Origin of the sequence: Sphingobium sp. AS12 (assembly GCF_019097845.1) — a bacterium.
Classification (GTDB): domain Bacteria; phylum Pseudomonadota; class Alphaproteobacteria; order Sphingomonadales; family Sphingomonadaceae; genus Sphingobium.
Map to the genome: position 1 here is coordinate 1 of NZ_JAHRGM010000085.1, position 26,670 is coordinate 26,670.

Genomic DNA, 26,670 nt, shown 5'->3' on the forward strand with positions numbered 1-26,670 from the left:
TTTTTCTGCAGCCTCAAAACATTCCGCCGGATCGCTACCCGGTACGAAAAAACTGACGAGAGCTACCGCGCTATGATCAATCTCGCGGCCTTGAAAATCGCTATGCGCTAATGTCCACAGGCCTTAGAAGTCTCGAAGAAGTCCGCATTAAACTAAAGCAGGATGCTGAAACCGCAGTAAGGATGAGGTGGAAGTCCACCGAACCGGTAGAGCAAGGCGAAGTGGGCAAGGATTTGCCCCGAGGATGGGTTGCCGCACGGATCAACGATACGGGTCTGTATATCAATGGCTTGGCTTTCAAACCTGCGGATTGGAAGAACACAGGTATCCCGATCATCCGTATTCAGAACCTTACTGACACAACTAAAGAGTTCAACTACGCGTCTGGAAGTTATCCGGACGAAGTCATTGTCCGCAATGGCGATATTTTGGTTTCATGGTCAGCTACGTTGGATGCTTTCCTGTGGAACCGTGGCGAAGGCGTGCTCAACCAACACATCTTTCGTACCATTCCCGCCGAGGGGCTAACCCACAAAGCCTTTCTTCTAATCCTACTGCGCAATGCAATTCGTGAAATGGGAGAAAGTGAGCATGCTCACGGCTTGGTGATGACGCATATCAATCGTGGGCCATTTCTGAACCATATTGTATTGATACCTCCTCTCATCGAGCAGCAGCGGATCGTCGACAAATTTAACGAATTGATGTCGCTGTGCGATCAGCTTGAGTTGGCGCGGATAGATCGCGAGGCCGCCCGCGACACATTCGCATTGTCCACTGTATCTCGCCTCAATACCCCCGACCCTGAAACCTTCGCGGCTGATGTTCGATTCGCTCTAGCCAACCTCACCCCACTGACGACCCGTGCCGATCAAATCAAGCACCTGCGCGAAACCATCCTAAACCTCGCTGTGCGCGGCATGCTGGTGAAGCAGAGCCCGAGCGAGGAGCCAGCCGGGGAGCTCATTAAAAAAATCAGCCAAGCAAAGCACAAGTTACTTGCAACGAAAAAATTAAAATCCAACACGCCGATAACAAATTCTATTTCAATTCGAACAGAGACGAATTTGCCGGATAATTGGCAATGGTCATCATGCAACGAGTTGTTTTTCATAACCAAACTTGCTGGATTTGAATATACTAAGTATTTCGATTTAAAAGATTATGGAGATGTTCCTGTCATCCGCGCACAAAATGTGCGGCCATGGAATATTGAGGAAAAAAATCTTAAATATTTACCGATTAAATCCTCAAAAATTCTTGAAAGAAGTTCTGTTACGAAGCCTTGCTTGCTCATCACATTCATTGGCGCGGGGATTGGGGATGTGGCGTTAATCAACCCAAATAGGCGTTGGCACCTTGCACCAAATGTTGCCAAAGCCGAGCTATTCGAAGGCTGCGACAGCCTAATGAACTTAAAGTATTTGGTGTTATTCTTTAATTCGCCAGTTGGTCGTGCTGAAATATTTAAACACGTTAAAACAACTGCTCAGCCAAGCCTATCGATGGGCACATTACGAGATATTGATGTAGCCGTCCCACCTCTGGCTGAACAAAGCCGCATCGTCGCAAAGGTCGGTGAACTGATGGCGCTTTGCGATCAACTCGAAGCCAGCATCACAAAGGGCGAACAATCCCGCTCCCGATTGCTGGAAGCCGTGCTGCACAATGCGCTGGAGCCAGCCTAAGCATGTTAGCGCGTCGGCCGCGCATTCGCGATACGTCAATGATTGCGTTGCGAGCGTCACGAGTGCATATCTTGATTTATGGCCTGTCTGGCTGCGCTCCGGGCGGGGCTGGCCCGTAGCGGGTTAGAGCGGGGCGTTGCCGGGCGCTGGATTAGCGCCGCGCGCCCAACGAGCCTGTGCCAGGCAGTTTGGCCGCAAGATATTTCAGGACGCCAGCGAGAATAGCTGCTTCATCAGCGTTGCCCTGATCCAAGCGCGCCAGAGCTTCGGTGTGAGCGGCGGCGATCGTGGTCCACGCCGTTCGTTCATATCCTTCGCCGGTCATGCGACGCGCCATTTTTACGGCGAACCTCGTATGAATGTCTGACGACAGCAGGTCAGGCCGATGCTCATAAATCAGTCGGCGACCCAACGCGACCAATCGAACATCGCCAAACCCATCGACTATCGCTGGGCGATCTTCCCAAGCGGCACGATGGAACGCAGCCATCCGGCCTTCATCGGCGCGCCCGACAAAACCAGAATAGATTTGCTCTTCGACAAATTCCGATGCGGGCCATTTCGGCTTGGCGGACAGGCGAATTAACCGCGCACAGAACTCCGTATCGGCCTGTATCCGATATGCGCGTTCCAGCAGGTCGCCCGCCGCCACGCCATCGAAACGGCCATATTCGGACAAGGATTGCAGGGTGGGCGTTGCGTTCGTGCGAATGCGCCGGACAGGCTTCGGCGAGCGAGCAAGCCGGGCGGCGAGTGCTTCGTCGGACATGGCGCGAAGTTGGTCGATGTCGATGGCAAGGTTCAGGGCAAGCACGGTGCCCGCGTTGTCGGGCTCGTGGCCGATCTTGGTCAGCGCGAATTGGTAGGGGAGGTTATAGAAGCTTTCGGTGAGGATGAAGCACGGCTCCGCATCCAGAAAAGCTGCCGCCGATGCCTTCTCCGACAGGCGCACAGCATCTGCCCAAAGGCCCGGCGCTTTGTCCCGGATAATACGGCACACATGGATGGTGGCTTCAACATCGGCCAACGCATCATGGGCATTCGAATGGTCGAAGCCGTTTGCCGGGGCCAGCCGATCCAGCTTGAACGTCGGCTTTCCCTTGTCGCCGATCGGCACAATGATAGCGTTCGGCACCAAGACCGATGCGGCTTGCGCGATCTTCAAAATATCGATCCGGCTGTTGCCGCCCGTATTGGTCAGATAGGGAGAATGTAGCGACTGGTATAGCGCCTGTCGCAGTAGATGCTCGTCAAACCCAAGGGTATTCCAGCCGGTGAAGATGCTCGGCGACCATGCCGCCATCTTCGCGCGGATTTCGCATATCATTTCGTAATGGCTGGGAAGCACGGGGTTGGTAATCTGCTCGATGCTCATCCGCGTCACACACAGCGCGCCGGGGGACGGGACGATATGCGGCATCAGGCGGCATCGGATTTCGAAGCTATCAAGTTCGTTCAGATCATCGTCCGTGCGGATGGCGGCGAACTGGAGGATTTGATCGAAGCTGGTGTGCGTGCCGGTCGTTTCCGTATCGTAGAAAACAAAGCCCATCCGTTCTCCGGTCAGTTTCAGGTCGCTGACGATATTAGCGCCGCCAGTAAATCGCCATGGCCGACGAGCCTGCCGTCCTGATCGCGCGTTTCGTTTCGCACTATATCATACCAGCCCACCATCCTGCCGTTTTGATCGCGACCAGTGGTTCTTGCCCCGGCGCGGTCAGACCAGCCCAACAATCGCCCGTCTCTATCCTTGAAAACCTGCCGCATCGTCGTGCCTCCTGCTGTGAGGCTATTCGATCAAGCGCCGATGGTGGGTCGCGTCAACCTGTTCCATTCGCCAATTTCCGGCCAGCAAATGATTTGCCCCCTAATAGGGTCACGAGCGCCCGACCTACTAGAAGCTAGCACATGGATAGCCCACGGCGCGCGCGGCCCCTCAGTGACGCACGCAAGGGCAATGACAGTGCCCCGACCCGACGGGTGCTAAGTGACGGTGCGCGCTTCCCATTGATCCAGCATCACGCGATAACCGATGTCGGTTCCAATTGTGGCGGTCAGTGTCTGTGATCGGCCTTCGGGATCGAGCAGCATGGCCTTGGCGTCAGCCTCGGCAATTTTATTTCCATGCTTGTCCAGCTTGATAGCCGCAATGCCGCCAAGGAGAATGACTGTTGCTTCCATATTGGTCGGATCCATGACGATTGAACTGACCAAGGCCCGAAGCAACTGGTTCATGTGCGATCGACTGTCATCATCGTTCATCCGCCCACGCAGTTCGGCGGCGCGCTTCATCAATTCCGTGGGCGCTGGCCGATTGACCTCCTCCTTCTCCTTCCGGCGTAATCGGGCAAGTTCCTCCTGCCCGACAGCAATTTCGCGTTCGAGTGATAGGATGCCCCGCTCCATTGCGGCGCTGCCGGTTCGCGAGAAGCTATCTACCAGTTTCCCCAAGCGGCCTACACGCTCCTGTAAAGAAAGCTCAAGGCTGGTGATGACGCCCGCCTGGCTCTCCAGTCCCGCCGTTTCCGGCAACGCTATATAAAGCACATGGTCCAGCACACCCCGTTCAAGGTTTGGATAATGATAGGTGGTGCGTGCATGGCAGCCAGAATTTTGATGTCGATTTCGACAAAGAAGCCTTCGGGCGCTTTTCGTATTGGTGCCCAGAAACAGCGGGCCAAAGCAGGCACCGCACACGGCCACTCCAGCCAGAATATTGATCCGCCGGTTTCGTGAACTTGGGCTTGCGCTGGCACGACGCCCCAACGCTGCCTGTGCGGCCTGCCATGTGGGTTCATCGATTATGGCGGGGTAACACTTCGTCCAATCCCCCACCGGCACGCGCTTTCCACTCTCATCCTTCGTCTGTGGTAAATATTCGCCCAGCACATTTCTAGCCTTGATAAGCTGGCTGATATTGGGTGCGGCCCAGCTTCCCGCCGTCCAGCGCGACTTGGGATCGGCATTCAATCGGCGGGCGATCCCCATCAGTGACACGCCTTCGATACACCATCGAAATATTGACTTGATCCAATCGGCACGCGCGTCGATTACACTGTATCTGCCATCAACAACTTTCATCCATCCCGGCATAATCCGTGGATCAGCATCCCCCTCCTTCGTCGCACCACGCTCCCGCGTTGCTTCCCATGCGCTCTTGATCCGCTTGCTCTTCTTATCGCTTTCGTCAAATGCCAGACCTGCCCGGATAAACGCTTCCAATAGGTCGGTCCAACTTGACCGAACGCTTTCGTTATCCCACTTGCGGCCAGTTGACGTTTCGAAGATTGTGACACCCGCCCCGGTGAGGCTGGTTATCAAATTGAGTGTTTGGAGCGGCTGTTGACGACTGAGGCGATCCAATTGTTCGACCAGCAGCACCCACCCATCGAGGGTGCCGAGCCGTGACCGCTCTTCGATCTCAGCAAGTTTACCGCCTACGTCGCGATTGCGCCCATGATAGGCTGATCTGCCATCTTCGATTAAAGTTTCTCGGATACTCCATCCACGAAGTTTCGCTGCCTTTTCGCCGAGAAGGAGTTGTCGCCGATGGCTGTCACCCTTATTTTGCTCTTGGCTCGACCAGCGAATATATAGGAGCGCGTCCACCGAAAAGTCCTTCCTTTTCAGCGAGTGCTATCGTTAAAACCTTAACGCAATGCTCTAATGGCACTGGCACCATTATAACACAGATGTTCTATGACCATGCCCGCTACACTGCCCCACGCCCGTTACATCGTCCTGGCCCATGAGGGCGTGTGGAAGATCAATCTGAACAACAGCTATTATGGCCCGTTCGACACCCAGGCGGCAGCGGTCGAGAGCGCAACGGATACGGCGCGCAAGGCCAGCGAAGGCGGCTATCCCGCGTCCGTCCTGTTGATGAAGGACGCCACGAATTTCGAGACTGTGTGGAGCAGCGTGCAAGATTGACCCTGTTCTTTGGTCTATCGACCAAGGATTCTTATGCGATCAAGGGAACCGGTCGGCCAACCGGGCATTTCGTTGCTCTGAACCAAGCAGGCCAAGGATGAGCAAGAAAGTATTGATAGTCGAGGACGAGATTTTCGTCGCTCTGGAAATTGAACAGATTGTCGAGGAGACGGGATTCGACGTCAGCGCGATCGCCGCTGACCGCGAGGCTGCGCTGGCCTGCGCGGACTCCTGCGACATTGCGCTGGTTGACCTGAACCTGCGCGATGGGCCGACAGGGCCGACGATCGGCATGGAATTGGCCAGCCGCTATGGCATCCGCGTCATTTATGTCACCGCCAACCCTTCGCAGATTGGCGCGGCTTCGGTCGCGGCGCTGGGCGTCATCACCAAGCCGTTTCGCGCGCAGAGCATTTCCGCCGCGCTACAATTGGCGGCGGAGGATGAACCCGAATTGCACGCCGCCGATATTGCGGGCTTTATTCCTTTCCTGCCGCACGGCTCATCGAGCGGACTGGAATCCAGAGGCTGAGTTTCAGCCCGTCGGCAGACCAGTCCCGCACGATCCGTCCGCCCAGTTGCCGTTCTACGCTGAGCGTGATGAGGCGGCTGCCAAAGCCATCGGCGTGGGTCGGCTGAACCACCGGTCCGCCCTGTTCACGCCAATCGATGCGGACGTCTGGCCCTTCGCGGGTGATATGAAGGGCAATCCTGCCCTCTGGCGTCGATAGCGCGCCATATTTGGCCGCGTTGGTCGCCAGCTCGTGGAACAGCAAGGCCAACGGCGTCGCCGAGCGATCGTCAATCGCGACATTGTCGCCCGAAAGCGCGATGCGCGAACCATCCTGCGCTTTATAGGGCGCGAAAATCTGTTCCAATATGCCCCAGAGCAGCCCCTGCCCGTGGCCGACCTGCGGCGCGGATTCAGCGCTGTGGGGCCGCACGAAATCATGGGCGCGGCCCAGCGCCAGGATGCGATCGCGCAAATCGTCGGCGACATCGCTGATTTCCGGGTGCTGGCGCGCCGACAGGCCGATGAGGCCTGCGATCACCGAAAAGATATTCTTGATCCGGTGGGACAGTTCATGCGCGATCATCTCGCGCTCTTCCATCATCAATTTCTGTTCGTGGATTTCGGTGCAGGTGCCGATCCAGCGAAGGATATTGCCAGCCCCGTCGCGGATCGGCAGGGCGCGGCCCAGCGTCCAGCGATAATCGCCGCTATGGTGGCGCAAGCGATATTCAATCTCATAAGGCTCGCCGGTTTCCAGCGAGTTGCGCCAGCGGCCCCAGGCGCGCTCCTGATCGTCGGGATGAAACATATCGTTCCATCCCTCGCCATCGGTCGATCCCTCCGGGACGCCGGTATATTCATACCAGCGCGCATTATAATAGTCATGATAGCCGTCGGGCAGGGTCGACCAGACCATTTGCGGCATAGTGTCGGCCAGCGTGCGGAACATGCGGTCGCTGTCGGCGATGGCGGCGGCGTCCTGCCGTTGGCGGGCGATGACATCGCGATCGCGGCGACGGCCCTCCAGTTCTACCATCACTTGCCGCGCCAGCAGGGTCAGCCCCTGCCGCTGCATCGAGGTCAGGTCGGCACGCGGTTGCGTATCGATGACGCACAGCGCGCCAAGCGGCACACCCGCGCCATCGACCAGCGGCGCGCCGGCGTAGAAGCGGATATGCGGCGGGCCGGTGACCAGGGGGTTGTCGGCAAAGCGCGGATCGTTGCACGCATCCGGCACGACGAAAATATCGTCCCCCAGCATCGCCAGCGCGCAGAAGGACACGTCGCGCGGGGTTTCTTCAGCATCAAGGCCCGTGCGGGCAAGGAAGCGCTGGCGCGCCTCTTCGACTATGCTGACAAGGGCAATGGGCGCATCACACAGGGTGGAGGCGAAGGCGGTAATCTCGTCCAGATGACGAAAACCGCCGGCATCCAGATCATAGAGCGCCAGAAGCGCCCTGCGATCCGTTTCCAGACCGATTCCGTCAGCCATCACTGGCCCGCTCGATATCGGCACCGACGGCGGAGAGTTTTTCCTCCAGCCGTTCGTAACCGCGATCGAGATGATAAACACGATTGACCTGGGTTTCGCCTTCGGCAGCCAGGCCCGCCAGGATGAGGCTCATCGAGGCGCGCAGGTCGGTTGCCATCACCGGCGCACCGACCAGCCTGTCGACCCCGCGCACGACGGCGGTGCGGCCGTTGACGGCGATGTCCGCGCCCATGCGCGCCAGTTCAGGCACATGCATGTAGCGATTTTCGAAGATGGTTTCGGTCAGCACCGATGCGCCGTCCGCCATGGTCAGCATCGCCATGAATTGCGCCTGCATGTCGGTCGGGAAGGCCGGGAAAGGCGCGGTCGAGAGGGTGAGCGGCTTCAATTTGCCGTCGGAGGAGACGCGGATGCCATCCTTGTGAACGTCCACCTGAACCCCTGCGTCGCGCAGCGCGGCGATGATCGCGTGCATATCTTCGCCATTGGCGCCGATCAGGTCGAGCGACCCGCCGGTGATCGCAGCGGCGCAGGCATAGCTGCCCGCCTCGATCCGGTCGGGCATGACGCGATAGGTCGCGCCGTGGAGGCGTTCACGGCCGTGGATGATGAGCTTGTCGGTGCCGACGCCTTCAATGTCTGCGCCCATGGCCTGCAACAGGCGGCACAGGTCGACGATTTCGGGCTCGCGCGCGGCATTTTCCAGGATGCAGGTGCCCTTGGCCAGCACGGCGGCCATCAGCGCATTTTCCGTCGCGCCGACCGAGACCACCGGGAAGGTATAAATCCCACCTGGCAGGCCGCCATCGGGCAGGCTGGCACGGACATAGCCTGCGGCAATCTCGATGATCGCGCCGAAAGCTTCGAGTGCCTTCAAATGCAGGTCGATCGGGCGGTTGCCGATGGCGCAGCCGCCCGGCAGCGACACCCGCGCTTCGCCCGCACGGGCCAGCAAGGGACCAAGCACCAGGATCGAGGCGCGCATCTTGCGCACGATGTCATAGGGGGCTTCGGTCGAGGTGACGCGCCCGGCCCGCATCGTCATGACCCGGCCGAAATCCTCCGGCCTTGCCCCCTCGATCATGGTCGATACGCCCAGCTGGTTGAGCAGATGACCGAAACTGTCGACGTCGGCGAGGCGCGGCAGATTGCGCAACGTCACCGGCTCGTCAGTCAGCAAGGCGCAGGGCAACAGCGTCAACGCTGCATTTTTCGCGCCGGAGATGGGAAGGCGGCCATTGAGCGCTTTGCCGCCGCGGATGATGATGCGGTCCATTGGTCAGGGTTAATAGCGGCAAACGCGCGCCGTGCAAGGCGGGCAGCGGGCGATTTGTCGCGCCGGATTGTAACAGCCGAAACAAATGCTGCGATCTTGATCGAGTTTAGTGCGGCCAACCAAAATGCAGCCAAAAGGCGCGTGGGGCGTTTTGCCATCGTAACGAGAATTTTTAAGAGGTTTATTGGTGGTAACAAGTTGTTTCGCAGAAAGGCTGGCCAAGCATGTGCCGCTGTCCGACGCGGAAAAGGCGGCCCTTGCTCGGCTGGAGGAAAATCCGCGCAAGGTAAAGCGTGGCGCAATGATCCAGCGGGTCAATGATGTCGTGACCGAATTGTTCGTTTTGCGCGAAGGCCGGGTGATGAGCTTTGTCATCCTGCCCGATGGCAGCCGCCAGATCTTGCGCGTCTATTTCCCCGGCGACTTTATCGGATCGGCCAGCACCATTTACAGCAAGGCGCCCGAATCGCTGGTCGCGCTGACCGACGTGGTGGTGTGCCCGTTCGACAAACACGCGCTGCGGAGGTTGCTGGAGGAATATCCGCGAGTTGCGGCTTTGCTGTTCCTGCTGTCCAATGCGGAGCGGGTGGCGATGACCGACCGGCTGGCGTCGCTGGGCCGGACATCGGCCAAGGCGCGGGTGGCGTCCTTCCTGCTCGACATGTTCGACCGGCTGCGGGTGACCGACGACGGCGTCATCGACAGTTTCGACCTGAAGCTGACGCAGGAGGAGATCGGCGATTCGATCGGCCTGACATCGGTGCATGTGAACCGCATGATCCGTCAGATGGAGCAGGAGGGGCTGATCAGCCGCTCTAACGGCCGCATCACGCTGCACCAGATGGCGCGGCTGGAGGAGATTGGCCATTATACCAACCGGCACAAGGATATGGATCTGGACTGGTTGCCGGTGGGCTGAGGTTCGCTTGTTTGCTCCCGCCTAGCGCGATGAAGGCGGTGGGCGATCGGGCGCGAAGCAGCGGGTGCAGCGGCGCCAGCAGGTAAGGCCGGGCATGGCGGCGGCGGGCTGGAGACCGGGTTTGGGATAGAGGCCGGTCAATATGGCGGGCGACACCCCCTCCGGTGCGGCGGCGCTGTGGCACATCAGGCAGTTGCGGACATATTTGGCGCGGGTGAGCCCCGAATGATCCTCCTGCGCGGCGAGGGGTGCGGGCGTCAGAAGCAGCAGCGCCAGCACCAGCCTCACGCCAGCAACTCGACGTCCCAATAGAGCCAGTCGTGCCAGCTTTCGTGCAGATAGCCGGGCGGGAAAGCGCGGCCATGCTCCTGCAAATGCCAGCTGGTCGGGCGGATCGGCTGGACGTGGAGCTGCATCCCCGCCTGCTTGGGGGTGCGCCCACCTTTTTTGAGGTTGCAGGGCGAACAGGCGGTCGCGACATTTTCCCATGTGGTGCGACCGCCCGCCCGGCGGGGGACGACATGGTCGAAAGTCAAATCGCTGGTGCTGCCGCAATATTGGCAGCTGAATTTATCGCGCAGGAACAGGTTGAAGCGCGTGAAGGCGGGATGTTCGGACGGCTTCACATAATGTTTGAGCGCGATGACCGAGGGGATTTTCATGTCCAGGCTGGGGCTGTGCACCTGCCGCGCATAGGAGGCGATGATGTCGACCCGGTCGAGAAAAACCGCCTTGATCGCGGTCTGCCACGGCCACAGGCTCAGCGGATAATAGCTGAGCGGCGTGTAATCAGCGTTCAAAACCAGTGCCGGACAATTCTCCGGGTGCCGTATAAGGTCGGGATGGTACATAGAAAGCCTCTACCCCCTTGCCGACGCTGCTGATCCATCAGCAACATGACATCCGCATGACAGCATCAACCAATATCGCCCGTCAAGAGCCTGTATGACATCATCCGTCGCACCACAGCATATGGTGACCCGCTTTGCCCCCAGCCCCACCGGGCGGCTGCATGTCGGCCATGCCTGGTCGGCGCTGCTGGCGCATGACATGGCGCGGGCGGCGGGCGGCGCGTTCAGGCTGCGGATCGAGGATATTGACGGCACCCGCAGCCGGGCGGAGCATGTTGCCGGGATCATGGAGGATTTGGCCTGGCTGGGGATAGGCTGGGACGGCGAGGTCGTTTTCCAGTCGCAGCGGCTGGCGCAGTATGACGCGGCGCTGGAGCGGTTGCGCGGCATGGGGCTGCTTTATCCCTGTTTCTGCACGCGGGCCGATATTGCCGCCAGCGCCAGCGCGCCGCATGGGCCGGATGGGGCGGTATATCCGGGGACATGCCGGGGATTGAGCGCGGATGAGCGAGCGCGGCGGATCAGCGCAGGAGACGCTCATGCGTGGCGGATCGATATGGGGCAGGCGGTGGCGCGGGTTGGGGTGGTGGAATGGCGGGCATCACCCTTCCCCCCGCAAAGCAAGGTGCAAGGTTGGGAGATGGGTCCCCGTTTTCGCGGGGATGACGGGGTGGAGGGAGAGGCGTTGCACACTGCCCACCCGCTCACTCATGGCGACGTGGTGCTGGCGCGCAAGGATGCGCCGGCGAGTTATCACCTGTCCTGCACGCTGGACGATGCGGCGATGGGGGTGAGTCATGTGCTGCGCGGCGACGATCTGCTGGGCGCGACCGATATTCACCGGTTGTTGCAGGCTCTGCTGGGCCTCCCCTCCCCAGCCTATATCCATCATCCCTTGCTGGTGGACGCGGATGGCAGGCGACTGGCTAAGCGGAGCGGGTCGATTGCGCTGGCGGATGTGCGGGCGCAGGGGATGGACCCGGCGCGCCTGGTCGCTGACCTAAGGGACAGGCGCTTTCCGGTTGGCATCAGGCTGGCAAGCGCCTAGAACCATCTTATGAATACCGTCCTTGTCATCGCCCTCGCCCTTGCCATGGCCGCAACCTTGTTTGCTCTGATCCGTGGCATCATCAGCTTCCTTCAGGTCACCAAGGAAGAACTGAACGCGCCGGAAGGCAGCGGTCCCGGCCCGTCGCGGCTCAAGCAGAACAAGATGATGCTGAACCGCGTGCTGTTTCAGGCCGGTGCGATCATCATCGTTGCCATCATGCTCCTCGCCAAGGGTAATAGCTGACTCCCATGGTCAAGCTGAACAAGATCTACACCCGCACCGGGGACGCGGGGACGACCGGTCTTGTCGATGGATCGCGCCTGCCCAAACACGCGCCGCGGATGCAGGCGGTGGGCGATGTCGACGAGGCGAATAGCGCGATTGGCCTGGCAATTATCGCGATGGGTAATAGGCCCGAAGCCGCGTGGCTGACGACGATCCAGAATGATCTGTTCGATCTGGGCGCTGACCTGGCGACGCCGATCCCCGATGGGGCGGACGAGCCATGGGCGCTGCGAATCATCGCGACCCAGGTGAAGCGGCTGGAGGATCAGATCGATGCGATGAATGCCGATCTGGCCCCGCTCGACAGCTTCATCCTGCCCGGTGGATCGCCCGCCGCTGCCGCCATCCATCTGGCCCGTGCGATTACACGGCGGGCCGAGCGCAGCGCGACCGCTGCGGCGGTCGAGGTTGCGCTCAACCGCCAAGCGCTGGCCTATCTCAACCGCCTGTCCGACCTGCTGTTCGTGCTGGCGCGGCGGGTGAATGATAATGGCGCGGCCGATGTCAAATGGGTGCCAGGCGCATCGCGCTGATCGCGCCGCCATCTGACTCAGCTATGGCACGGCTCGTCCCGCTTGGCCAAATTAACCCTGTTTCTTTGGAATCCATTTAGCTCGCCCCCCGACTTTGCGGCCCATTCGCAATTACGGGGCTGTCCATGCATTTCTATCTCGCGACATCTTTCATCTTCCCGCGCTCGCTGCGCCTGCGTCTTTTCACGCTCTGCTTCATTGCCACCCATTTGCCGCTGCTGGGCTATAGCAGTTGGGGGCTGGCGACCGGGCGGATCGCGCTGACCGAATTTGTCCTGCTGACGCTGATGACGCTCTTCGGCACGGCAATCGCCCTCATTGGCATCGGCGCGCTGCTCAATCCCATTCATGCGCTGGCAGAGACGCTGAATCGCAAGGCGGAGACCGCGCTGCCCGAAATGGGCGATGTGATCCAGACGCTCTATGCCGGGGTGCATCGCGCCGCCAGCACGGCGCGGGCGCAGATCGACGACCTGCAGGTCGCGGCGCATGAGGACCCGCTGACCGGCATTGCCAACCGGCGCGGCTTTCTGGCGCAGATCGATGCCCTGTCCAAGGACCAACGCCGGGGTTGTGTCGCCATCATCGACATCGACCATTTCAAGCAGGTGAACGATCAGCTGGGCCATGATGAGGGCGACCGGGTGCTGGCCGCCTTTGCCGATCGCCTGTCCGCGCAGTTGCGCCGCGTCGACAAGGTCGCGCGCTGGGGTGGCGAGGAATTTGTGATCTTCTTCCATGGCGCGGCGGAGGACGAAGCCTGCTGGTCGCTGTCGCGGATCGCCAGCCAGATGCGGCAGGAACCGATCGGCCGGATTCATGGTCGCCCGATCGGCTTTTCCGCCGGGGTGTGCCGCTGGACCGGGGACGCGGTGGATGGCGCAATCGCTGCGGCAGACACGGCGCTCTATGAGGCCAAGCAATCGGGACGCGACCGGATTTGTCGGGCTGCGGCGGCGGTACAGATGGTGTGAGGAGAGGCTATCCCCCTCTCCCCCCAAACCCGTTCGGGCTGAGCCTGTCGAAGCCTTGTCCTGCCTTGCGCAGAAGAAAGACAGCCCTTCGGACAAGCTCAGGGCGAACGGGTTTGGGAAATTCCGATGGTAATGGAAGGATTGTCGCCTGCTTACTCGACGACGCGGGCGGTCCAGGTGGTAATCCAGTGCCAGGCGCCGCGACATTCGCCCATGCTGGTCGCCTCGATCAGGCGGAAGCGCTGGCCGTCCCAGACATAGGCTTCGCTGCCGCCGCAATCGCCCAGCCCCCGCCCCTTGGCGAAACTGTCCAGCCGGGATTTTTCCGGGGTCCAGCCGACATTGACCAACATCGGGTGGCCCGCTTCCTCGCTCCAGCCCGGCTTGAAATCGAAGGCGGCGAAGCGGAAGGCGCGGCGGCCCGGCACGCCGGTGGCGATGACCGGCACGGACGAGAAATTATAGGCGCCCGATCCGCAGGGGACGAGGATGAGCGTTTCGGTCTTGGACAGGCGGTGCAGGTCCGGGGTCTGATCGCTGCGCATTTCGTCGGTGCAGCCGGTATATTTGCCGAGCGCGGTCAGTTCCTCGCGCCACAGGGCGGCGGGCGCTGGACCGGCGGGGATGAGCGCGCGGCGGATGGCGGGGGCTGCCGGCACGGGCTTTACCGCTGTCGGGCCAAGCGCGCCGGTCGCGACCAGTGCGGTGGTAGTGCCTGCCCTGCCCTGCCGCGCGTCCATATAGCGCAGCGCCGCGCCTGCCCCGGCTAGCGAGGGGCGACCATAGAGTTTGGCACCCGCGCGCACTTCCATGGTGGAGCCGCGCGCCATAGCGATGGCGAGGGCGGAGGCCTGTGGCCCGCGGATCGTGGCTTCGCCGTCGCGGGCGATGGCGCTGGCGATTTTGCGGCCATCGACGGACAGGGTGACGTCGGCCTGACCCTTGCCCTCGCGGCTGATCCAGACTTCGGCTTGGGCATCGGGTCCGGCGGCGCGGGCAATGCCGATCATCAGCGGGATGTCAGGCGGGTCACCGCCTTCGGGGAGCAGCGCGACCGCCTCGCACCGGTTGCGATTGTCGCAGCCGATGGTCCAGTCCTTATAGGTCTCCAGCGCCCCCGGCTTTGGTGCCTGCGCCATGGCCGTAGCCGATCCCAGCGTGACCGCCAGCGCGGCCGCAAAAAGTCTGTTTGCCCCCATGGGTTTAACCATAATATATTTGCCCGGGGAGCGATAGAGTCTCGTTGCGTGACCGTTCGGACAGTCCACTGGCGTTTGGAAACAGGGTGTTCCCGCGCAGGCGGGAATCCAGTTCAAGGGCGGGACTGGGTTCCCGCCTGCGCGGGAACACGGGGCGTGTCAGCGCAAGCTGAGCATCAGCCCGGCCAGCGCGGCGCTCATGAGGTTGGCGAGGCTGCCCGCGACCAGCGCTTTCAGGCCAAGCTTGGCGATCATCGGGCGCTGGTTGGGGGCCAGGTTGCCGGTCACCGCCATCTGGATCGCGATCGAGCTGAAATTGGCGAAACCGCACAGCGCGAAGGTGACGATGGCAATGCTGGCGGGGGACAGGCTGCCCTGCACCTGCCCCAGATTGATATAGGCGACAAATTCGTTCAGCACGACCTTGGTGCCGAACAGGCCGCCTGCGACCTGCGCTTCCTCCCATGGGATATTGAGCAGATACATGACCGGCGAAAAGACATAGCCCAGCAGTTGCTGGAAGCTGAGCGTGGGATAACCGAACACGCCGCCAATGCCGCCCAAAATGCCGTTCGCCAGCGCGACCAGCGCGACGAAGGCCAGCACCATCGCGCCGACCGCGACGGCCAGCTTCACGCCGGTCTGCGCGCCTTGCGCGGCGGCCATGATGATGTTGGCGGGCTTTTCCTCGTCATGGCTGGCGACCGGCATGGGTTCGCCCGGCGTCCCTTCGGGCAGCAGCGCGGCTGGCCCTGCGCCGCTGATCCGCGCTTCGGGCAGGTGAATGTCGGGATCATCGCCCAGCGGCAATTCGCCCTGCACCGGCAGGCGCGTGTCGGGCATCATGATCTTGGCCATCAGCAGCCCGCCGGGCGCAGCCATGAAGCTGGCGGCGAGGAGATAATCGATCTTGATCCCCATCGAGGCATAGGCGGCAAGGATGGTGCCCGCGACCCCGGCCATGCCGCTGGTCATCACGGTGAACAGCTGTGGCGGGGTAAGGCCCGCCAGATAGGGGCGGATGACGAGCGGGCTTTCGCTTTGCCCGACGAAGATATTGGCGGCGGCGCACAGGCTTTCGACCTTCGACACGCCCGTCACCGCCTCGATCGCGCCGCCGACCCACCGGACGATGAACTGCATGACGCCCAGATAATAGAGGATCGACACCAGGCTGGCGAAGAAGATGATGACCGGCAGCGCGGCGATGGCAAAGCTGGCCCCGCCGATTTCAGGACTGGCGAGCGGGCCGAAAATGAAATTGGTGCCCGCCTGCGCATAGCCGAGCAGATTGGCGACCCCCTTCGACATGCCCGCAATGACCGCGCGGCCGGCGGGAACGTAGAGAACCAGCAGGGCGATGCCCGCCTGCAACAGGAATGCCGCGCCCACGACCCGCAGCCGGATGGCGCGGCGGTCGGACGACAGGGCAATGGCGATGGCAAGGATGAGCAAGATGCCCGCAAGACCGATGAGAAGATGCATGAAAGGCTTTCGCGGGGAGAGTGGTGGCGCGGGAAGGATGTTGCGCGACTATATGAGCGGCGCGCGGGCATGGCGAGTCTGAGTTTAGGGATGCGTGACATGCCCGGTCATTCCTATGATATAAATGAGATGCTCTCGCTTTTTTGATCGGACGCGCTAGGTTGAGGGTAAGACAGAATCGGGTGAGGAGAGCGGGATGACGCAGGCGGGGGCTTTGACGGCCGGGGCGGAATGGCGGCGGGCGCCGGTGCTGCCGATTGCGGCGGGGCTGGGCTATGCCACCAGCGTCATCCATATTTACGGGCTTGGTCCCTATATCGAGCCGATCAGCCAGTCGTTCGGCTGGTCGCGGACGCAGACCACCATTGGCCTGACGCTGGCGACTTTGGTGCAGGCGCTGTTCTCCGTGCCGATCGGGCTGATGGTTGACCGGCTGGGGCCGCGGCCATTCGGGCTGGTGGGGGTGCTGCTGACTTGTGGCGCCTTTGCGATGCTGGGGACGGCGAGCGGCGATAAGACGCAATGGCTGATGCTGTGGAGCCTGCTGGCTCTGGCGACGCTGCCGGTGCAGGCGACGGTGTGGACCAGCGCGGTGGCGACCCGCTTTGCCGCGTCGCGCGGGCTGGCCTTTGCGGTGACCCTGTGCGGCGCATCGCTGGCAGTGGCGGTCTTTCCGTTGCTGGGCAGTTGGCTGATCGCCCATCATGGCTGGCGGACGGCGGTGCCGATTCAGGCCGCGATCTGGGTCGCGATTGCTTTCCCCATGATCTTCCTCTTCTTTCGCGGAGCGCATGACCGGCGTGGCAAGGACGCCATGGCGGAGCGGCCGGTGCTGACCGGGGTGACATTGGGCGAAGGGCTGCGATCATCCATCTATCACCGGCTGCTGCTGGCCAGCCTGCTCTTCACCTTCACCATCATCGCTCTGGTCGTCCATTTCGTGCCGATCCTGACCAGCAGGGGCGTCAGCCCGATGGCGGCGGCTGGCACGGCGGCGCTGGTCGGGCTGTTTTCTGTGATCGGGCGGCTGGCGACCGGGCTGCTGCTCGACCGGTTTCGCGCGTCGATGGTTGGGGCAACCGTGTTCCTGCTGCCCGCGATCGGATGCCTGTTGCTGCTGACGGGCGGCGATAGCTGGATGGCGCAGGCGGCGGCGGCGGCGATGGTCGGGCTGACGCTGGGGGCGGAAGTCGATGTGATCGTCTATCTGACCACCCAGCATTTTGGCCTCAAGACTTTTGGCGGCCTGTATGGCGGGCTGTTGATGGCGCTGTCGGTCGGCACCGCGACCGGGCCGCTGGGCGCGTCGGCCTTGTTCGATGCGACGGGGGGCTATGGCCCGTTCCTGTGGCTGACGATCGCGCTGATGGCGGGGAGCAGTGTGACGCTGGCCACCCTGCCCCGCCCCGCCTTCGCACGGAACTGAACGCTACAAAGCCGCTACATTGCGCAATCACGGGGAGATAATCGCCGCCTAGTCCACATCCTTGAGGGTCTTAACAAGAGACGGAAAGGGTAGAGATGACCGAGGATGGCGACGCACATGACCATGGCCTGGAACATGATCTGGAACAGATACGCGCGCAGGCCCGGCAGGCAGTGGGGCGGCGGCGGACGCTGCAATTGCTATTTGCAGCGGGTGGCGGCGCGATCATAACCGCGTGCGGCGGTGGCGGATCATCGTCCGGCACAAGCAGCGGCACCACCAGCAGTTCGACCAGCAGCACCAGTTCGACGTCATCAAGCAGCACGTCGTCGACATCATCGTCCACCGGCGGGACCACGGGCAGCTGTATCGCCGACCCGACCGAAACGAACGGCCCCTACCCCGCAGATGGTTCCAACAGTGTCAGTGGCAGCGTGGTCAATGTGCTGGACGATACGGGTATCGTGCGGACCGACATAAGGTCCAGCTTCGGGTCGTCGAGCGGTACCGCGTCGGGCCTCTACATGCAGCTGACCCTCACCGTCGTGAACGTCAATGGCAGCTGCGCGCCGCTGGCAGGCTATGCCGTCTATATCTGGCACTGCACGGTCGATGGCCTCTATTCCCTCTATACCGTGCCGGGCGAAAATTATCTGCGCGGCGTGGGCGTGACCGACGCCAACGGCCAGGTGACCTTCACCAGCATCTTCCCCGGCTGTTATGACGGGCGCTTCCCGCATATCCATTTCGAGGTCTATCCGAGCCTGGCGCGGGCGACCAGCTATGCCAACCGGGTGCTGACGTCGCAATTTGCGATGCCCAGCGCGGCCTGCTCCACCGTCTATGCGACCAGCGCCTATGCCAGCAGCCGCAGCAATTTCGCCAATGTGTCGACCAGCAGCGACAATGTGTTCGGCGACAATACGAGCGCGCAGGTGACGGCGATGACCCCGGTGATGACCGGCGACATCACCAATGGCTATACAGGCACGGTGACGGTCGGGCTGGCGATCTGACAGGAAAGCGCGCGGATGACTTTGCAGGCGGGCCATTGTGCCGATATGCTGGCCGTCACGATGGATGGTTCGCGCATATTGGTGGTCGACGATGACGCGGACATTCGCGCGCTGCTGTCTGACTTTCTAGAGCAACATGGCTTTGCCGTGACTGCCGTGGCGGATGGCGCGGCGATGGACCGGGCGCTGGCGACCCAGGATTTCGACATTGCCGTGCTGGACGTGATGATGCCGGGCGAGGACGGGCTGTCGATCCTGCGGCGGCTGGCCGCGCGCGGCGGGCTGCCGGTCATCATGCTGTCGGCAATCGGCAGCGACATCGACCGGATCGTCGGGCTAGAAATGGGGGCGGAGGATTATCTGCCTAAGCCATGCAATCCGCGCGAATTGCTGGCGCGCATCCGCACCGTGTTGCGGCGGCACCGGCGGCAGGCGGCGCAGATGCGCGATTCGTGCGACCCGTCGGGCAAGCGGCTGCGCTTTGCCGGGTGGCTGGTCGATATGGGCGCGCGGCTGCTGACCGATCCCGACAATGTCGTCGTCACCCTGACCGATGGCGAGTTCCGTCTGCTGCGCGCCTTTATCGAGCATCCCCGCCGGGTGCTGAGCCGCGACCAGTTGCTCGATTATTCGGCGGGCAATGACAGCGACAGTTATGACCGGGCGATCGACGTGCAGGTGAGCCGCCTGCGCCGCAAGCTGGAGCGGGGGGCGCGCAGCGATGGTGCCGACGAGCTGGTCCGCACCATCCGCAACGAAGGCTATATGTTTACGGCCGAGGTGCGCCCGGTGTGAAGGCGCGCTTCAATCCGTCGATCCTGACGCGGATCGTGCTGCTTGTCGCCGCGACACTGCTGCTGGCATTGGGCGCGATGATGCTGGTGACCTTTCGCGGCCCGCCGCCGCACAGCCGCCCGATGAGCCTGAACGAAGCGGCGGAACTGCTGCGCGGCGGTGCGCCGCCCGCTGGTACGTGGAGCGTGACCCGCTACCTATCCGACCGTGCGCCCGATGCCGAGCAGGCGCAGGAGATCGATCCGCGCGGCGCCGCCCGGATCGCCGCGTTGCTGATGCTGCCCCCCGCCGACGTCCGGCTGCTGCGCGAACGGCCGCCGATGCGGATGCCAGAACCGGGCCTATTGCCGAGTCAGGGGCAGGAACGGATGGAGCTGCATCGCGCCTTCCTGCTCGCCTGGCGCACCACCGATGGCTGGAGCGTCGTGCAGGCGCGGCAGGGAGCCAATACGCGCTGGTATGCGATCACCCTGTCCCTGATGGCAGGGATCTTCATCCTGCTGCTGCTGCCCGCTTATTGGGTGGCGCGGCGCATTGCCCAGCCGATCCGCCTGCTGGCCGAAGGAGCCGCGCGCGAGCGGCCCGAACGCGCCGATCCGTTGCCGCTGACCGGGCCGCCCGAAGTGCGCGCGGTGGGCGCCGCCTATAATCAGCTGCGCGCGCGGATTGCCGATTATCTCAACGAACGCACCGCCATGCTGGTGGCGATCGCCCATGACCTGCGCACGCCGATGACGCGGCTGTCGTTCCGGCTGGAGGCGCTGCCCGACGGGCCGCGCATGAAGGCACAGGCGGATGTGCAGGAAATGCGGGCGATGGTGACCGACATGCTCGATTTCATGCGGGGGCAAGGCGATGGCGCGGCGCGGGTGCGGATCGACCTGAGCGCGATTGTCGAGACGCTGGCCGACGATCTGGCGGATATGGGGCAGGATGTCGCGGTGACGCATAGCGCGCGGGCCGTGGTGCGCGGCGACGCCGGGACGCTGCGCCGCTGCATCGGCAATCTGGTCGACAATGCCGTGCGTTATGGCGGGGCAGCGCGGATCAGCCTGACGGTTGCGGCCGGGCAGGTCAGCGTGGCGGTGGAGGATGACGGGCCGGGCGTGCCGGAGGCGACGATCGAGCGGCTGTGCGAGCCATTTTATCGCGGCGAAGCATCACGCAACCGCGAGACGGGGGGCGTGGGGCTGGGCCTGTCGATCGCCCGGTCAATTGCGGAAAGCCATGGCGGGCGGCTGGACTTCGCCAATCGCGCCGGGGGCGGACTGCGCGCGTCGCTGGCGGTGCCGCTTGATCGCTAGACGTCTGCCACAAAAGCAAGCGAGAACCAGGAGGACATGGCATCGACCGCCAGCGGCGAGAGGCAGATTGCGCGGCGGCGGCGGCTGTTGGGGGATGTTTGATGTTCGTCCAGCAGGCCGCGCCGCTCCAGCACACCGACCTGGCCGACGATGACGCTCATCGACAGGCGCGATTTTTCGCTCAGCTGCTCCAGCGTCAGCGCCCGTCCCTCCAGCCCCGCCTGATAGAGGAGCAGCAGCATGTCCCAGGCAGGATCGCTGAACAGATTTTGGCCAAGCAAGGTGGCACGCGCCCGTCGCGCTTCGATATAACGTGCGAGTGCGGCGAGCTGACCACCGCCATCGCCATCCAGAACCGCTGCATCCTCCTGCCGCGCGTGCACATTGCTGAGGCAGCGTTGCAGCGCGACGATGAGGTCGGCCGCTTCCTGGCTGGGGACAATGCTCTCAGGCGGGATATGCGCGGTCATGGAGCGACTTTCGATCAAGTTCGATGCCAATGATGGTGAAGAGCATCAGCGGGATGATCCAGACCGTGTTCAGCCCTTCATAGATGCGGTCGGAAAAGCTCTGAAGCAGCAGCGTCGCCACATGGGACAGCAGCGTCATCAGCTGGCAGGCGGAGACCCAGACCGGCCAGTAACGGCGGCTTTGCAGCATCAGCCACAACAGCGCGACAAAGGTCAGCAAATCGACCGTCATCAGCCAATATTGCGTCGCCTGCCACGATCCGGCGAGTTGGGCGGGAATGGTGAACAGCACCGCTGCCACCGAGATGACGACGAAGCGTCGCCCGTCCCGCCCGCCAAACGCCAGCGCAAAAGCGCAGGTTAAAAGCATCAGAAGCCAAAAAGAAGCCGCCAGCATTTGATCACCGGTTGAGAGGGGGGAGAATTCAAACGTTTACCCAATGCCGACGGCTCCACCTGGTCAGGCGACCAGGGTCAGGTGGCGCTGCACATCGTCCTGCACGGGCGCGTCCATCCCCAACGGGCATCCAAAGGCCGTGACGGCATGTTGGCTTTGTTCGATACAGCGGGTCAGCAGCGCTGTCGCGCGGATCATGTCGCTGCGCCCTTCGATAATCTTGGTCGCGCTTTCATGGATGCGCAGGATGATGCGCTGGCTTTCAGCGGCGGTAAGGCCGGAATCCTGGGCAGCGGCGAGAAAGGCGGTGGTCAGCTGCGCAGTGTCGACGAGCGCGACGTCCAGCGCGGCAAAAGCCTGCTTGGTCTGATCGGCGACGGCCTGGGTCTTTGCGGGATCAAGATTAAGCACAAGTCATCTCCTTCGCACGACGCCATGCAGGCGGTGCGTTGTCAGCGTGGCAATGTAGGAAGGATCAGGCCAGCGCCTTGAAGGCCCCGGCGATAAGCAGCAGCAGAGTGACGACACCAACGCCGGTCAGTACGGCGGCGCGGATCATCGCCAATATGCGGCCATCGATACTCAGTTCATTGATCGATCCCCCTAGCGGCGGGCCGAAGGCGAGGATGCGGCGCAGGAGCGTTTTGCGTTCCGTCTGCTCATCCGGCCTGTCCGGCTGAGCGATGGATGACGCAGGACAGGCATCGGAGGCAAGCCGCTGCGTTTGATGTATCAAAGGCTGATATGTGCCACTTTGGGCCTGTGGTTGATCGAACGAAACGAACAGGCGCGCGGCTTCCTTGCGGGACGGCACGCCGAACTTGCGCAAACTGGTGCGGACGCGCTGATCCACCGTATGCTCCGAGACGTGGAGCTGCCGCGCGATTTCCTTGGAATTGAAGCCCTGCGACACCAGCCGCAGGCACTGCTTTTCCCCCTCGCTCAAGGCTGGCAGGGTGTCCGCCACTCCATCGCTCCTCCTGCATGGGCTCTTTGCCTAAGAACGAACCAAAGGCGTCAAAAGGCCCAGCTAACGCATATCACACCGTCAAGGTTGCGATTCGGTTTGCGTTGCGTCCTAAAGTGACACGACAGGATGTTGATATGCAACTTAGTTACGTAGGTAGCGGTCGCGAAGGTCAGGCAGTGGGCTTGCCGTCCTGTTTTGCCTTGTGCGCTGCCAGCAGGGCGTCGATCTCGACGATGCGCTGGCGCTGGACCGTGCCCTTGGCCAGCCCCTTGAGGCGACATTCGGCCCACAGCGCGCGACGCTCGGAAGTCAGGGCTTTGAGATAGAGGTCGGCCATGGGTCTGTCCTTGGAATGGGAAAAGGGCGGGAGCGTTGTGACGCCCCTGCCCCTCCACCACCGGCTACGTCGGCGGTCCCCCTCCCCAGGCAAGCCTGGGGAGGAATTATTTTAGGCCGCTTTCGAGCGGCTCATGCGCTTGCGCTCGTTCGGGTCGAGATAGCGCTTGCGCAGGCGAATCGTCTTGGGCGTGACTTCGACCAGTTCATCGTCATCGATATAGGCGATGGCCTGTTCCAGCGTCAGCTTCCACGGCGGGGTCAGGCGGACGGCGTCGTCCTTGCCGCTGGCGCGGAAGTTGGTCAGCGCCTTGGACTTCATCGGGTTGACTTCCAGATCGTCGGGCTTGGCATTTTCGCCGATGATCATGCCTTCATAGAGCGCTTCGCCCACGCCGACCATCAGGATGCCGCGTTCTTCGAGCGGACCCAGCGCATAGGCATTGGCTTCGCCCGCGCCGTTGGAGATCAGGACGCCATTCTTGCGGCCTTCGATCTTGCCCTTGTGGGGGCCATATTTCTCGAACAGGCGGTTCATGATGCCGGTGCCGCGCGTGTCGGACAGGAATTCGCCATGATAGCCGATCAGGCCGCGCGACGGAGCGGAGAAGGTGATGCGGGTCTTGCCGCCGCCCGACGGGCGCATGTCGGTCATTTCCGCCTTGCGCAGGTTCATCTTCTCGACAACCGTGCCGGAAAATTCGTCATCGACGTCGATCATGACGGTTTCATAGGGCTCGGTCTTGCCGCCATCTTCATCTTCGCCGAACAGCACGCGCGGGCGGCTGATCGAGAGTTCAAAACCTTCGCGGCGCATGGTTTCGATGAGGACGCCCAACTGAAGTTCGCCGCGACCGGCGACTTCGAAGCTGTCCTTGTCGGCGCTCTCGGTCACTTTGACGGCGACGTTCGATTCGGCTTCGCGGGCGAGGCGATCGCGGATCATGCGGCTCGTCACCTTGGTGCCTTCACGGCCGGCCATTGGCGAATCATTCACGGCAAAGCGCATCGAGAGGGTTGGCGGATCGATCGGCTGGGCCTGGATCGGCACGGTGACCGACGTGTCGCAGATGGTGTTGGCGACGGTCGCGACCGCCAGACCAGCCAGCGAGATGATGTCGCCAGCCTTGGCTTCATCGACAGGCACGCGATCAAGGCCATGGAACGCCATGATCTTGGACGCGCGGCCGGTTTCGATGACCTTGCCATCCATGTCGAGCGCGTGGATCGCCTGGTTGACCTTCACCGAACCGCTGGTCACGCGACCGGTGAGGATGCGGCCGAGGAAATTGTCACGGTCAAGCAGCGTCACCAGGAAGGTGAAGGGCACGCCGTCGACTTCCACGGCGGGCGCAGGCACGTGATCGACGATCTTCTGGAACAGGGGCTTGAGCGTGCCCGAACGCAGCGTGGGATCTTCATTGGCGTAGCCATTGCGGCCCGACGCATAGAGGACGGGGAAGTCGAGCTGTTCATCGGTCGCATCGAGCGACACGAACAGGTCGAACACTTCGTCCAGCACTTCCTGAATACGCTCGTCGGGGCGATCGACCTTGTTGACGACGACGATCGGACGCAGGCCCAGCGCCAGCGCCTTGCCGGTCACGAACTTGGTCTGCGGCATCGCGCCTTCCGACGAATCGACCAGCAGGACGACGCCGTCGACCATGGAGAGGATGCGTTCGACTTCGCCACCAAAGTCGGCGTGACCGGGCGTATCGACGATGTTGATGCGGGTGCCTTCCCACTCGACCGAGGTCGGCTTGGCCAGGATGGTGATGCCGCGCTCTTTTTCGAGATCGTTGCTGTCCATCGCGCGCTCTTCGACGCGCTGATTGTCGCGGAAGGTGCCGGACTGGCGGAAAAGCTGATCGACGAGGGTGGTTTTGCCGTGATCGACGTGCGCGATGATCGCGATATTACGCAGGGACATGTCTTGCCTTTGGGATATGGGCTCCCCTGGCCGACGCGAGGTCACACAGAGGCTTCGGGCGCGCCCCTACAGGAATTGATGCGCCGCGGCAAGGCTTGGGGGTTTGGTGTTGGGGGAAGCGATGCGGGGAGCGGGCGGCCGTCCCGCTCCCGCGCCGGATCAATGATTGATGGTAATGATGTTCGTCGACGCAACGCTGCCGTCGAACCACGCCTTGCCGTCCGTCAGATCAAGATGCAGGCCCAGATCCTTGATCGCAGCGGCATCGTCAATGTCGACGCCCTGGTCCTTGAGCAAACCCAGAAAGCTGTTCATGAAGCGCACGCGCGCCGCAGGACTGGCTTGCAACTTGGTCGTCAGAGTAGCTCTTGCCGTACCCATATCCATATTCCTCTCTGTTCAGCTGCAGTGTTCGAGCATGTTTCCGAAGAAGGCTGCAGCGCGTTCCTTCCCCAAAACCCCTTCGACCCGGTCCATTGTTTTGATGATTTCCTGCGTGCGGTAGGTTTCGAACACGGCCTGCACGCGGGCGGCGATGTGCGGTTTGCGAAGCACCGCATGGCATGTGCTGCACGCACCGGGATAATCCTCGAACTTCGGCATGTCGGCATGGAGCACCGGATCGAGCCGTTCGATGATGTCGTAAAATTGCGGAAATCCCTCCCGCTTGATCACGCGCAGCAAAAGCGACGCCTCGATTCGCGCGCGGATCAGCGCCAATGGCTCGGTAAATGCATTGCCCATGACCAGGCCCGGCGTCGCCCGGTTGAAGGTCGAGCAGCAGGGATAGGTCTTGCCATCCCAGAATATGACAATGTCATGATGGACGCGCCGGTAACAAGTTTTGACCTTCGGCCCCGTCAGCGCGGCATAATCGACATCCCATTTGGTTGCCCGGCCGGTCTTGGCCACGATCTTGTCGATCAGATGGACGTTGGGGACATCGACCAATTCCGGTACGAATTCGCGCAACGTGCCACCGGGCGTATCAAAGGTGCCGACGATGTAAACCGGAATGTCGTGTGCCGCGCAGGCATGGGCGGCCCGCGTCACCGCGTCCGGCGTGACGAATTCGGCGTGGGACGGGTCGCAACTGATGTTCATCCGGCGCAGGCCGCACGCCGCCATGCGCGCCGCCAAGTCCCGTGCTTCCTCCCCGCTTTCGCCCCAATAGCCCGAACTCGCCACCGTGAAGGGCAGGCCGTGCAGCGCGCAACGGTCGATCATCGCCAGGAAATCGTCGCGATGCATCATAGGTTCGCCGCCGGTGAAGCCGACCGATGAAAAATGCTCGATGGCCGCGGCCTGATCGATCAGGCTTAACGCCTTGTCGATCGGCATCCGTTCGCTACGACCGGGATGACAGCCATAACAACAGAAATCGCATGACAAAGGGCATGTCATCGTTGTGTTGAGGACAAGAACATCCTTCTCAAGAATGGCGGACCATTCTCTCAAATCTTCATATTCTGACAAAATCCCATCCTCCCCGACGAATATACGCGAAGATCAGTCTGTCATGACGATTTTGTATTTTTTATGGAGCGACCACCGCCAGTATGTCGGCGACTCGAATATTAGCAGTATGGCCCTACGCCATCAATTTTAATGATAACTGTATTTGCATTAACTATAATTAACTGAACGAATATTGTCAGCAATGTGACGTTTTGATCGCCAAGATGGTGCCAAATCAGCGCGTTAACCGATCATAGCCGTGCAGGATTTTTTCCTGCGGCGAATGCGTCCAGCCATCGCCGTGAGCGACAAAGCACCAAAGGAGCGCTGACCTGGCTTTTCCGTCCCGATGTCCCGATCCATTT

29 protein-coding genes and 1 pseudogene are annotated in these 26,670 nt (G+C 61.8%); 14 read left to right on the forward strand and 16 right to left on the reverse strand.

Annotated elements, in window-relative coordinates:
• Positions 1-111, forward strand: a pseudogene (locus tag KRZ98_RS22155) (IS5/IS1182 family transposase); the annotation flags it as partial.
• The gene (locus KRZ98_RS22160; RefSeq protein ID WP_217675362.1) at positions 111-1,688 is read left to right on the forward strand and encodes a restriction endonuclease subunit S; all 1,578 of its coding nucleotides are present in this window, start codon (positions 111-113) and stop codon (positions 1,686-1,688) included. The pseudogene KRZ98_RS22155 and the gene KRZ98_RS22160, both read left to right, overlap by 1 nt.
• Before the next feature lie 151 nt (positions 1,689-1,839).
• On the opposite strand, the gene KRZ98_RS22165 is transcribed toward KRZ98_RS22160, so the two are convergent.
• The gene (locus tag KRZ98_RS22165; protein ID WP_368389864.1) at positions 1,840-3,183 is read right to left on the reverse strand and encodes a hypothetical protein; all 1,344 of its coding nucleotides are present in this window, start codon (positions 3,181-3,183) and stop codon (positions 1,840-1,842) included.
• Here KRZ98_RS22165 and KRZ98_RS24705 point away from each other — a divergent pair.
• Positions 3,100-3,321, forward strand: a complete 222-nt coding sequence (locus KRZ98_RS24705) for a hypothetical protein (RefSeq protein WP_368389865.1) — start codon at positions 3,100-3,102, stop codon at positions 3,319-3,321. The two genes, KRZ98_RS22165 and KRZ98_RS24705, sit on opposite strands and share 84 nt — an antisense overlap.
• A 350-nt stretch (positions 3,322-3,671) precedes the next feature.
• Here KRZ98_RS24705 and KRZ98_RS22170 read toward each other — a convergent pair whose 3' ends face one another.
• Positions 3,672-5,297: a recombinase family protein gene (locus tag KRZ98_RS22170; RefSeq protein ID WP_217675364.1), complete on the reverse strand. Its 1,626-nt coding sequence runs from the start codon at positions 5,295-5,297 to the stop codon at positions 3,672-3,674.
• Positions 5,298-5,393: 96 nt separating this feature from the next.
• Between KRZ98_RS22170 and KRZ98_RS22175 the strand changes: the two genes are divergently transcribed.
• Both KRZ98_RS22175 and KRZ98_RS22180 read left to right on the forward strand, forming a co-directional pair.
• Positions 5,394-5,621, forward strand: a complete 228-nt coding sequence (locus KRZ98_RS22175; RefSeq protein WP_217675509.1) for a DUF2188 domain-containing protein — start codon at positions 5,394-5,396, stop codon at positions 5,619-5,621.
• A gap of 97 nt (positions 5,622-5,718) precedes the next feature.
• The gene (locus KRZ98_RS22180) at positions 5,719-6,153 is read left to right on the forward strand and encodes a response regulator (protein WP_217675365.1); all 435 of its coding nucleotides are present in this window, start codon (positions 5,719-5,721) and stop codon (positions 6,151-6,153) included.
• Here the strand turns inward: KRZ98_RS22180 and KRZ98_RS22185 are convergent.
• Together KRZ98_RS22185 and murA are read right to left on the reverse strand one after the other, a co-directional pair.
• Positions 6,101-7,627 carry a PAS domain-containing protein gene (locus KRZ98_RS22185; protein ID WP_217675366.1) on the reverse strand — a complete coding sequence of 509 codons (1,527 nt, stop codon included), beginning with the start codon at positions 7,625-7,627 and terminating at the stop codon, positions 6,101-6,103. The two genes, KRZ98_RS22180 and KRZ98_RS22185, sit on opposite strands and share 53 nt — an antisense overlap.
• Entirely contained in the window at positions 7,620-8,903 is a 1,284-nt protein-coding gene (murA, locus tag KRZ98_RS22190; RefSeq protein ID WP_217675367.1) for a UDP-N-acetylglucosamine 1-carboxyvinyltransferase, read from the reverse strand. The genes KRZ98_RS22185 and murA overlap by 8 nt, the downstream gene beginning before the upstream one ends.
• Positions 8,904-9,087: 184 nt before the next feature.
• On the opposite strand from murA, the gene KRZ98_RS22195 reads away from it, so the two are divergent.
• Positions 9,088-9,822 carry a Crp/Fnr family transcriptional regulator gene (locus KRZ98_RS22195; protein WP_217675368.1) on the forward strand — a complete coding sequence of 245 codons (735 nt, stop codon included), beginning with the start codon at positions 9,088-9,090 and terminating at the stop codon, positions 9,820-9,822.
• Positions 9,823-9,843: 21 nt separating this feature from the next.
• On the opposite strand, the gene KRZ98_RS22200 is transcribed toward KRZ98_RS22195, so the two are convergent.
• Both KRZ98_RS22200 and KRZ98_RS22205 read right to left on the reverse strand, forming a co-directional pair.
• The gene (locus KRZ98_RS22200) at positions 9,844-10,110 is read right to left on the reverse strand and encodes a hypothetical protein (RefSeq protein WP_217675369.1); all 267 of its coding nucleotides are present in this window, start codon (positions 10,108-10,110) and stop codon (positions 9,844-9,846) included.
• Complete coding sequence (locus KRZ98_RS22205; RefSeq protein WP_119744765.1) at positions 10,107-10,673, reverse strand: HNH endonuclease; 567 nt, start codon at positions 10,671-10,673, stop codon at positions 10,107-10,109. Before KRZ98_RS22205 ends, KRZ98_RS22200 begins: the two co-directional genes overlap by 4 nt.
• A 94-nt stretch (positions 10,674-10,767) precedes the next feature.
• Here KRZ98_RS22205 and gluQRS point away from each other — a divergent pair, with 94 nt between their 5' ends.
• From gluQRS to KRZ98_RS22225, 4 genes are all read left to right on the forward strand, one after another.
• Positions 10,768-11,721, forward strand: coding sequence for a tRNA glutamyl-Q(34) synthetase GluQRS (gene gluQRS / locus KRZ98_RS22210; RefSeq protein ID WP_217675370.1), 954 nt, complete (start codon positions 10,768-10,770; stop codon positions 11,719-11,721).
• Between the two features lie 9 nt (positions 11,722-11,730).
• The gene (locus KRZ98_RS22215; protein WP_119744769.1) at positions 11,731-11,967 is read left to right on the forward strand and encodes a twin transmembrane helix small protein; all 237 of its coding nucleotides are present in this window, start codon (positions 11,731-11,733) and stop codon (positions 11,965-11,967) included.
• Between the two features lie 5 nt (positions 11,968-11,972).
• Complete coding sequence (locus KRZ98_RS22220; protein WP_217675371.1) at positions 11,973-12,542, forward strand: cob(I)yrinic acid a,c-diamide adenosyltransferase; 570 nt, start codon at positions 11,973-11,975, stop codon at positions 12,540-12,542.
• 125 nt (positions 12,543-12,667) lie between these two features.
• Positions 12,668-13,516, forward strand: coding sequence for a GGDEF domain-containing protein (locus tag KRZ98_RS22225; protein ID WP_217675372.1), 849 nt, complete (start codon positions 12,668-12,670; stop codon positions 13,514-13,516).
• 152 nt (positions 13,517-13,668) lie between these two features.
• Here the strand turns inward: KRZ98_RS22225 and KRZ98_RS22230 are convergent, their stop codons facing one another.
• Complete coding sequence (locus KRZ98_RS22230) at positions 13,669-14,715, reverse strand: DUF1176 domain-containing protein (RefSeq protein WP_217675373.1); 1,047 nt, start codon at positions 14,713-14,715, stop codon at positions 13,669-13,671.
• A gap of 159 nt (positions 14,716-14,874) precedes the next feature.
• A complete protein-coding gene (locus KRZ98_RS22235) occupies positions 14,875-16,200 on the reverse strand; it encodes a NupC/NupG family nucleoside CNT transporter (protein WP_217675374.1) in 1,326 nt (441 codons plus the stop codon).
• A gap of 196 nt (positions 16,201-16,396) precedes the next feature.
• Here KRZ98_RS22235 and KRZ98_RS22240 point away from each other — a divergent pair, with 196 nt between their 5' ends.
• From KRZ98_RS22240 to KRZ98_RS22255, 4 genes are all read left to right on the forward strand, one after another.
• Positions 16,397-17,626 (forward strand): MFS transporter, encoded by a 1,230-nt coding sequence (locus tag KRZ98_RS22240; protein WP_217675375.1) that lies wholly within the window; start codon positions 16,397-16,399, stop codon positions 17,624-17,626.
• A gap of 95 nt (positions 17,627-17,721) precedes the next feature.
• Entirely contained in the window at positions 17,722-18,642 is a 921-nt protein-coding gene (locus KRZ98_RS22245) for an intradiol ring-cleavage dioxygenase (RefSeq protein WP_217675376.1), read from the forward strand.
• 45 nt (positions 18,643-18,687) lie between these two features.
• Positions 18,688-19,437 carry a response regulator gene (locus KRZ98_RS22250; protein WP_217675510.1) on the forward strand — a complete coding sequence of 250 codons (750 nt, stop codon included), beginning with the start codon at positions 18,688-18,690 and terminating at the stop codon, positions 19,435-19,437.
• Positions 19,434-20,741, forward strand: a complete 1,308-nt coding sequence (locus KRZ98_RS22255; protein WP_368389862.1) for a sensor histidine kinase — start codon at positions 19,434-19,436, stop codon at positions 20,739-20,741. The genes KRZ98_RS22250 and KRZ98_RS22255 overlap by 4 nt, the downstream gene beginning before the upstream one ends.
• On the opposite strand, the gene KRZ98_RS22260 is transcribed toward KRZ98_RS22255, so the two are convergent.
• From KRZ98_RS22260 to KRZ98_RS22295, 8 genes are all read right to left on the reverse strand, one after another.
• Entirely contained in the window at positions 20,738-21,211 is a 474-nt protein-coding gene (locus tag KRZ98_RS22260; RefSeq protein WP_217675377.1) for an ArsR family transcriptional regulator, read from the reverse strand. The two genes, KRZ98_RS22255 and KRZ98_RS22260, sit on opposite strands and share 4 nt — an antisense overlap.
• Positions 21,189-21,581 (reverse strand): hypothetical protein, encoded by a 393-nt coding sequence (locus tag KRZ98_RS22265; protein ID WP_217675378.1) that lies wholly within the window; start codon positions 21,579-21,581, stop codon positions 21,189-21,191. Before KRZ98_RS22265 ends, KRZ98_RS22260 begins: the two co-directional genes overlap by 23 nt.
• A 90-nt stretch (positions 21,582-21,671) precedes the next feature.
• Positions 21,672-22,019: a hypothetical protein gene (locus KRZ98_RS22270; RefSeq protein WP_006955377.1), complete on the reverse strand. Its 348-nt coding sequence runs from the start codon at positions 22,017-22,019 to the stop codon at positions 21,672-21,674.
• A 64-nt stretch (positions 22,020-22,083) separates the two neighbouring features.
• Positions 22,084-22,575 carry a helix-turn-helix transcriptional regulator gene (locus tag KRZ98_RS22275; protein WP_217675379.1) on the reverse strand — a complete coding sequence of 164 codons (492 nt, stop codon included), beginning with the start codon at positions 22,573-22,575 and terminating at the stop codon, positions 22,084-22,086.
• A 172-nt stretch (positions 22,576-22,747) separates the two neighbouring features.
• On the reverse strand, positions 22,748-22,915 hold the full coding sequence (locus KRZ98_RS22280; RefSeq protein WP_217675380.1) for a hypothetical protein: 168 nt from the start codon (positions 22,913-22,915) through the stop codon (positions 22,748-22,750).
• Positions 22,916-23,026: 111 nt separating this feature from the next.
• Positions 23,027-24,847, reverse strand: coding sequence for a translational GTPase TypA (typA, locus tag KRZ98_RS22285; protein WP_006951577.1), 1,821 nt, complete (start codon positions 24,845-24,847; stop codon positions 23,027-23,029).
• A 159-nt stretch (positions 24,848-25,006) separates the two neighbouring features.
• A complete protein-coding gene (locus KRZ98_RS22290) occupies positions 25,007-25,228 on the reverse strand; it encodes a hypothetical protein (protein ID WP_217675381.1) in 222 nt (73 codons plus the stop codon).
• Positions 25,229-25,246: 18 nt separating this feature from the next.
• Positions 25,247-26,251: a radical SAM/SPASM domain-containing protein gene (locus tag KRZ98_RS22295; protein ID WP_254798792.1), complete on the reverse strand. Its 1,005-nt coding sequence runs from the start codon at positions 26,249-26,251 to the stop codon at positions 25,247-25,249.
• Positions 26,252-26,670: the final 419 nt, after the last annotated feature.

Bases quoted from the DNA above. Each gene is read 5' to 3' on its own strand.
- KRZ98_RS22160 (WP_217675362.1), top strand. From the start codon at position 111: ATGTCCACAGGCCTTAGAAGTCTCGAAGAAGTCCGCATTAAACTAAAG.
- KRZ98_RS24705 (WP_368389865.1), top strand. From the start codon at position 3,100: ATGCGGCATCAGGCGGCATCGGATTTCGAAGCTATCAAGTTCGTTCAG.
- KRZ98_RS22175 (WP_217675509.1), top strand. From the start codon at position 5,394: ATGCCCGCTACACTGCCCCACGCCCGTTACATCGTCCTGGCCCATGAG.
- KRZ98_RS22180 (WP_217675365.1), top strand. From the start codon at position 5,719: ATGAGCAAGAAAGTATTGATAGTCGAGGACGAGATTTTCGTCGCTCTG.
- KRZ98_RS22185 (WP_217675366.1), bottom strand. From the start codon at position 7,627: ATGGCTGACGGAATCGGTCTGGAAACGGATCGCAGGGCGCTTCTGGCG.
- murA (WP_217675367.1), bottom strand. From the start codon at position 8,903: ATGGACCGCATCATCATCCGCGGCGGCAAAGCGCTCAATGGCCGCCTT.
- KRZ98_RS22205 (WP_119744765.1), bottom strand. From the start codon at position 10,673: ATGTACCATCCCGACCTTATACGGCACCCGGAGAATTGTCCGGCACTG.
- gluQRS (WP_217675370.1), top strand. From the start codon at position 10,768: ATGACATCATCCGTCGCACCACAGCATATGGTGACCCGCTTTGCCCCC.
- KRZ98_RS22215 (WP_119744769.1), top strand. From the start codon at position 11,731: ATGAATACCGTCCTTGTCATCGCCCTCGCCCTTGCCATGGCCGCAACC.
- KRZ98_RS22220 (WP_217675371.1), top strand. From the start codon at position 11,973: ATGGTCAAGCTGAACAAGATCTACACCCGCACCGGGGACGCGGGGACG.
- KRZ98_RS22225 (WP_217675372.1), top strand. From the start codon at position 12,668: ATGCATTTCTATCTCGCGACATCTTTCATCTTCCCGCGCTCGCTGCGC.
- KRZ98_RS22230 (WP_217675373.1), bottom strand. From the start codon at position 14,715: ATGGGGGCAAACAGACTTTTTGCGGCCGCGCTGGCGGTCACGCTGGGA.
- KRZ98_RS22235 (WP_217675374.1), bottom strand. From the start codon at position 16,200: ATGCATCTTCTCATCGGTCTTGCGGGCATCTTGCTCATCCTTGCCATC.
- KRZ98_RS22240 (WP_217675375.1), top strand. From the start codon at position 16,397: ATGACGCAGGCGGGGGCTTTGACGGCCGGGGCGGAATGGCGGCGGGCG.
- KRZ98_RS22245 (WP_217675376.1), top strand. From the start codon at position 17,722: ATGACCGAGGATGGCGACGCACATGACCATGGCCTGGAACATGATCTG.
- KRZ98_RS22250 (WP_217675510.1), top strand. From the start codon at position 18,688: ATGCTGGCCGTCACGATGGATGGTTCGCGCATATTGGTGGTCGACGAT.
- KRZ98_RS22260 (WP_217675377.1), bottom strand. From the start codon at position 21,211: ATGACCGCGCATATCCCGCCTGAGAGCATTGTCCCCAGCCAGGAAGCG.
- KRZ98_RS22265 (WP_217675378.1), bottom strand. From the start codon at position 21,581: ATGCTTTTAACCTGCGCTTTTGCGCTGGCGTTTGGCGGGCGGGACGGG.
- KRZ98_RS22280 (WP_217675380.1), bottom strand. From the start codon at position 22,915: ATGGCCGACCTCTATCTCAAAGCCCTGACTTCCGAGCGTCGCGCGCTG.
- typA (WP_006951577.1), bottom strand. From the start codon at position 24,847: ATGTCCCTGCGTAATATCGCGATCATCGCGCACGTCGATCACGGCAAA.
- KRZ98_RS22290 (WP_217675381.1), bottom strand. From the start codon at position 25,228: ATGGGTACGGCAAGAGCTACTCTGACGACCAAGTTGCAAGCCAGTCCT.
- KRZ98_RS22295 (WP_254798792.1), bottom strand. From the start codon at position 26,251: ATGACATGCCCTTTGTCATGCGATTTCTGTTGTTATGGCTGTCATCCC.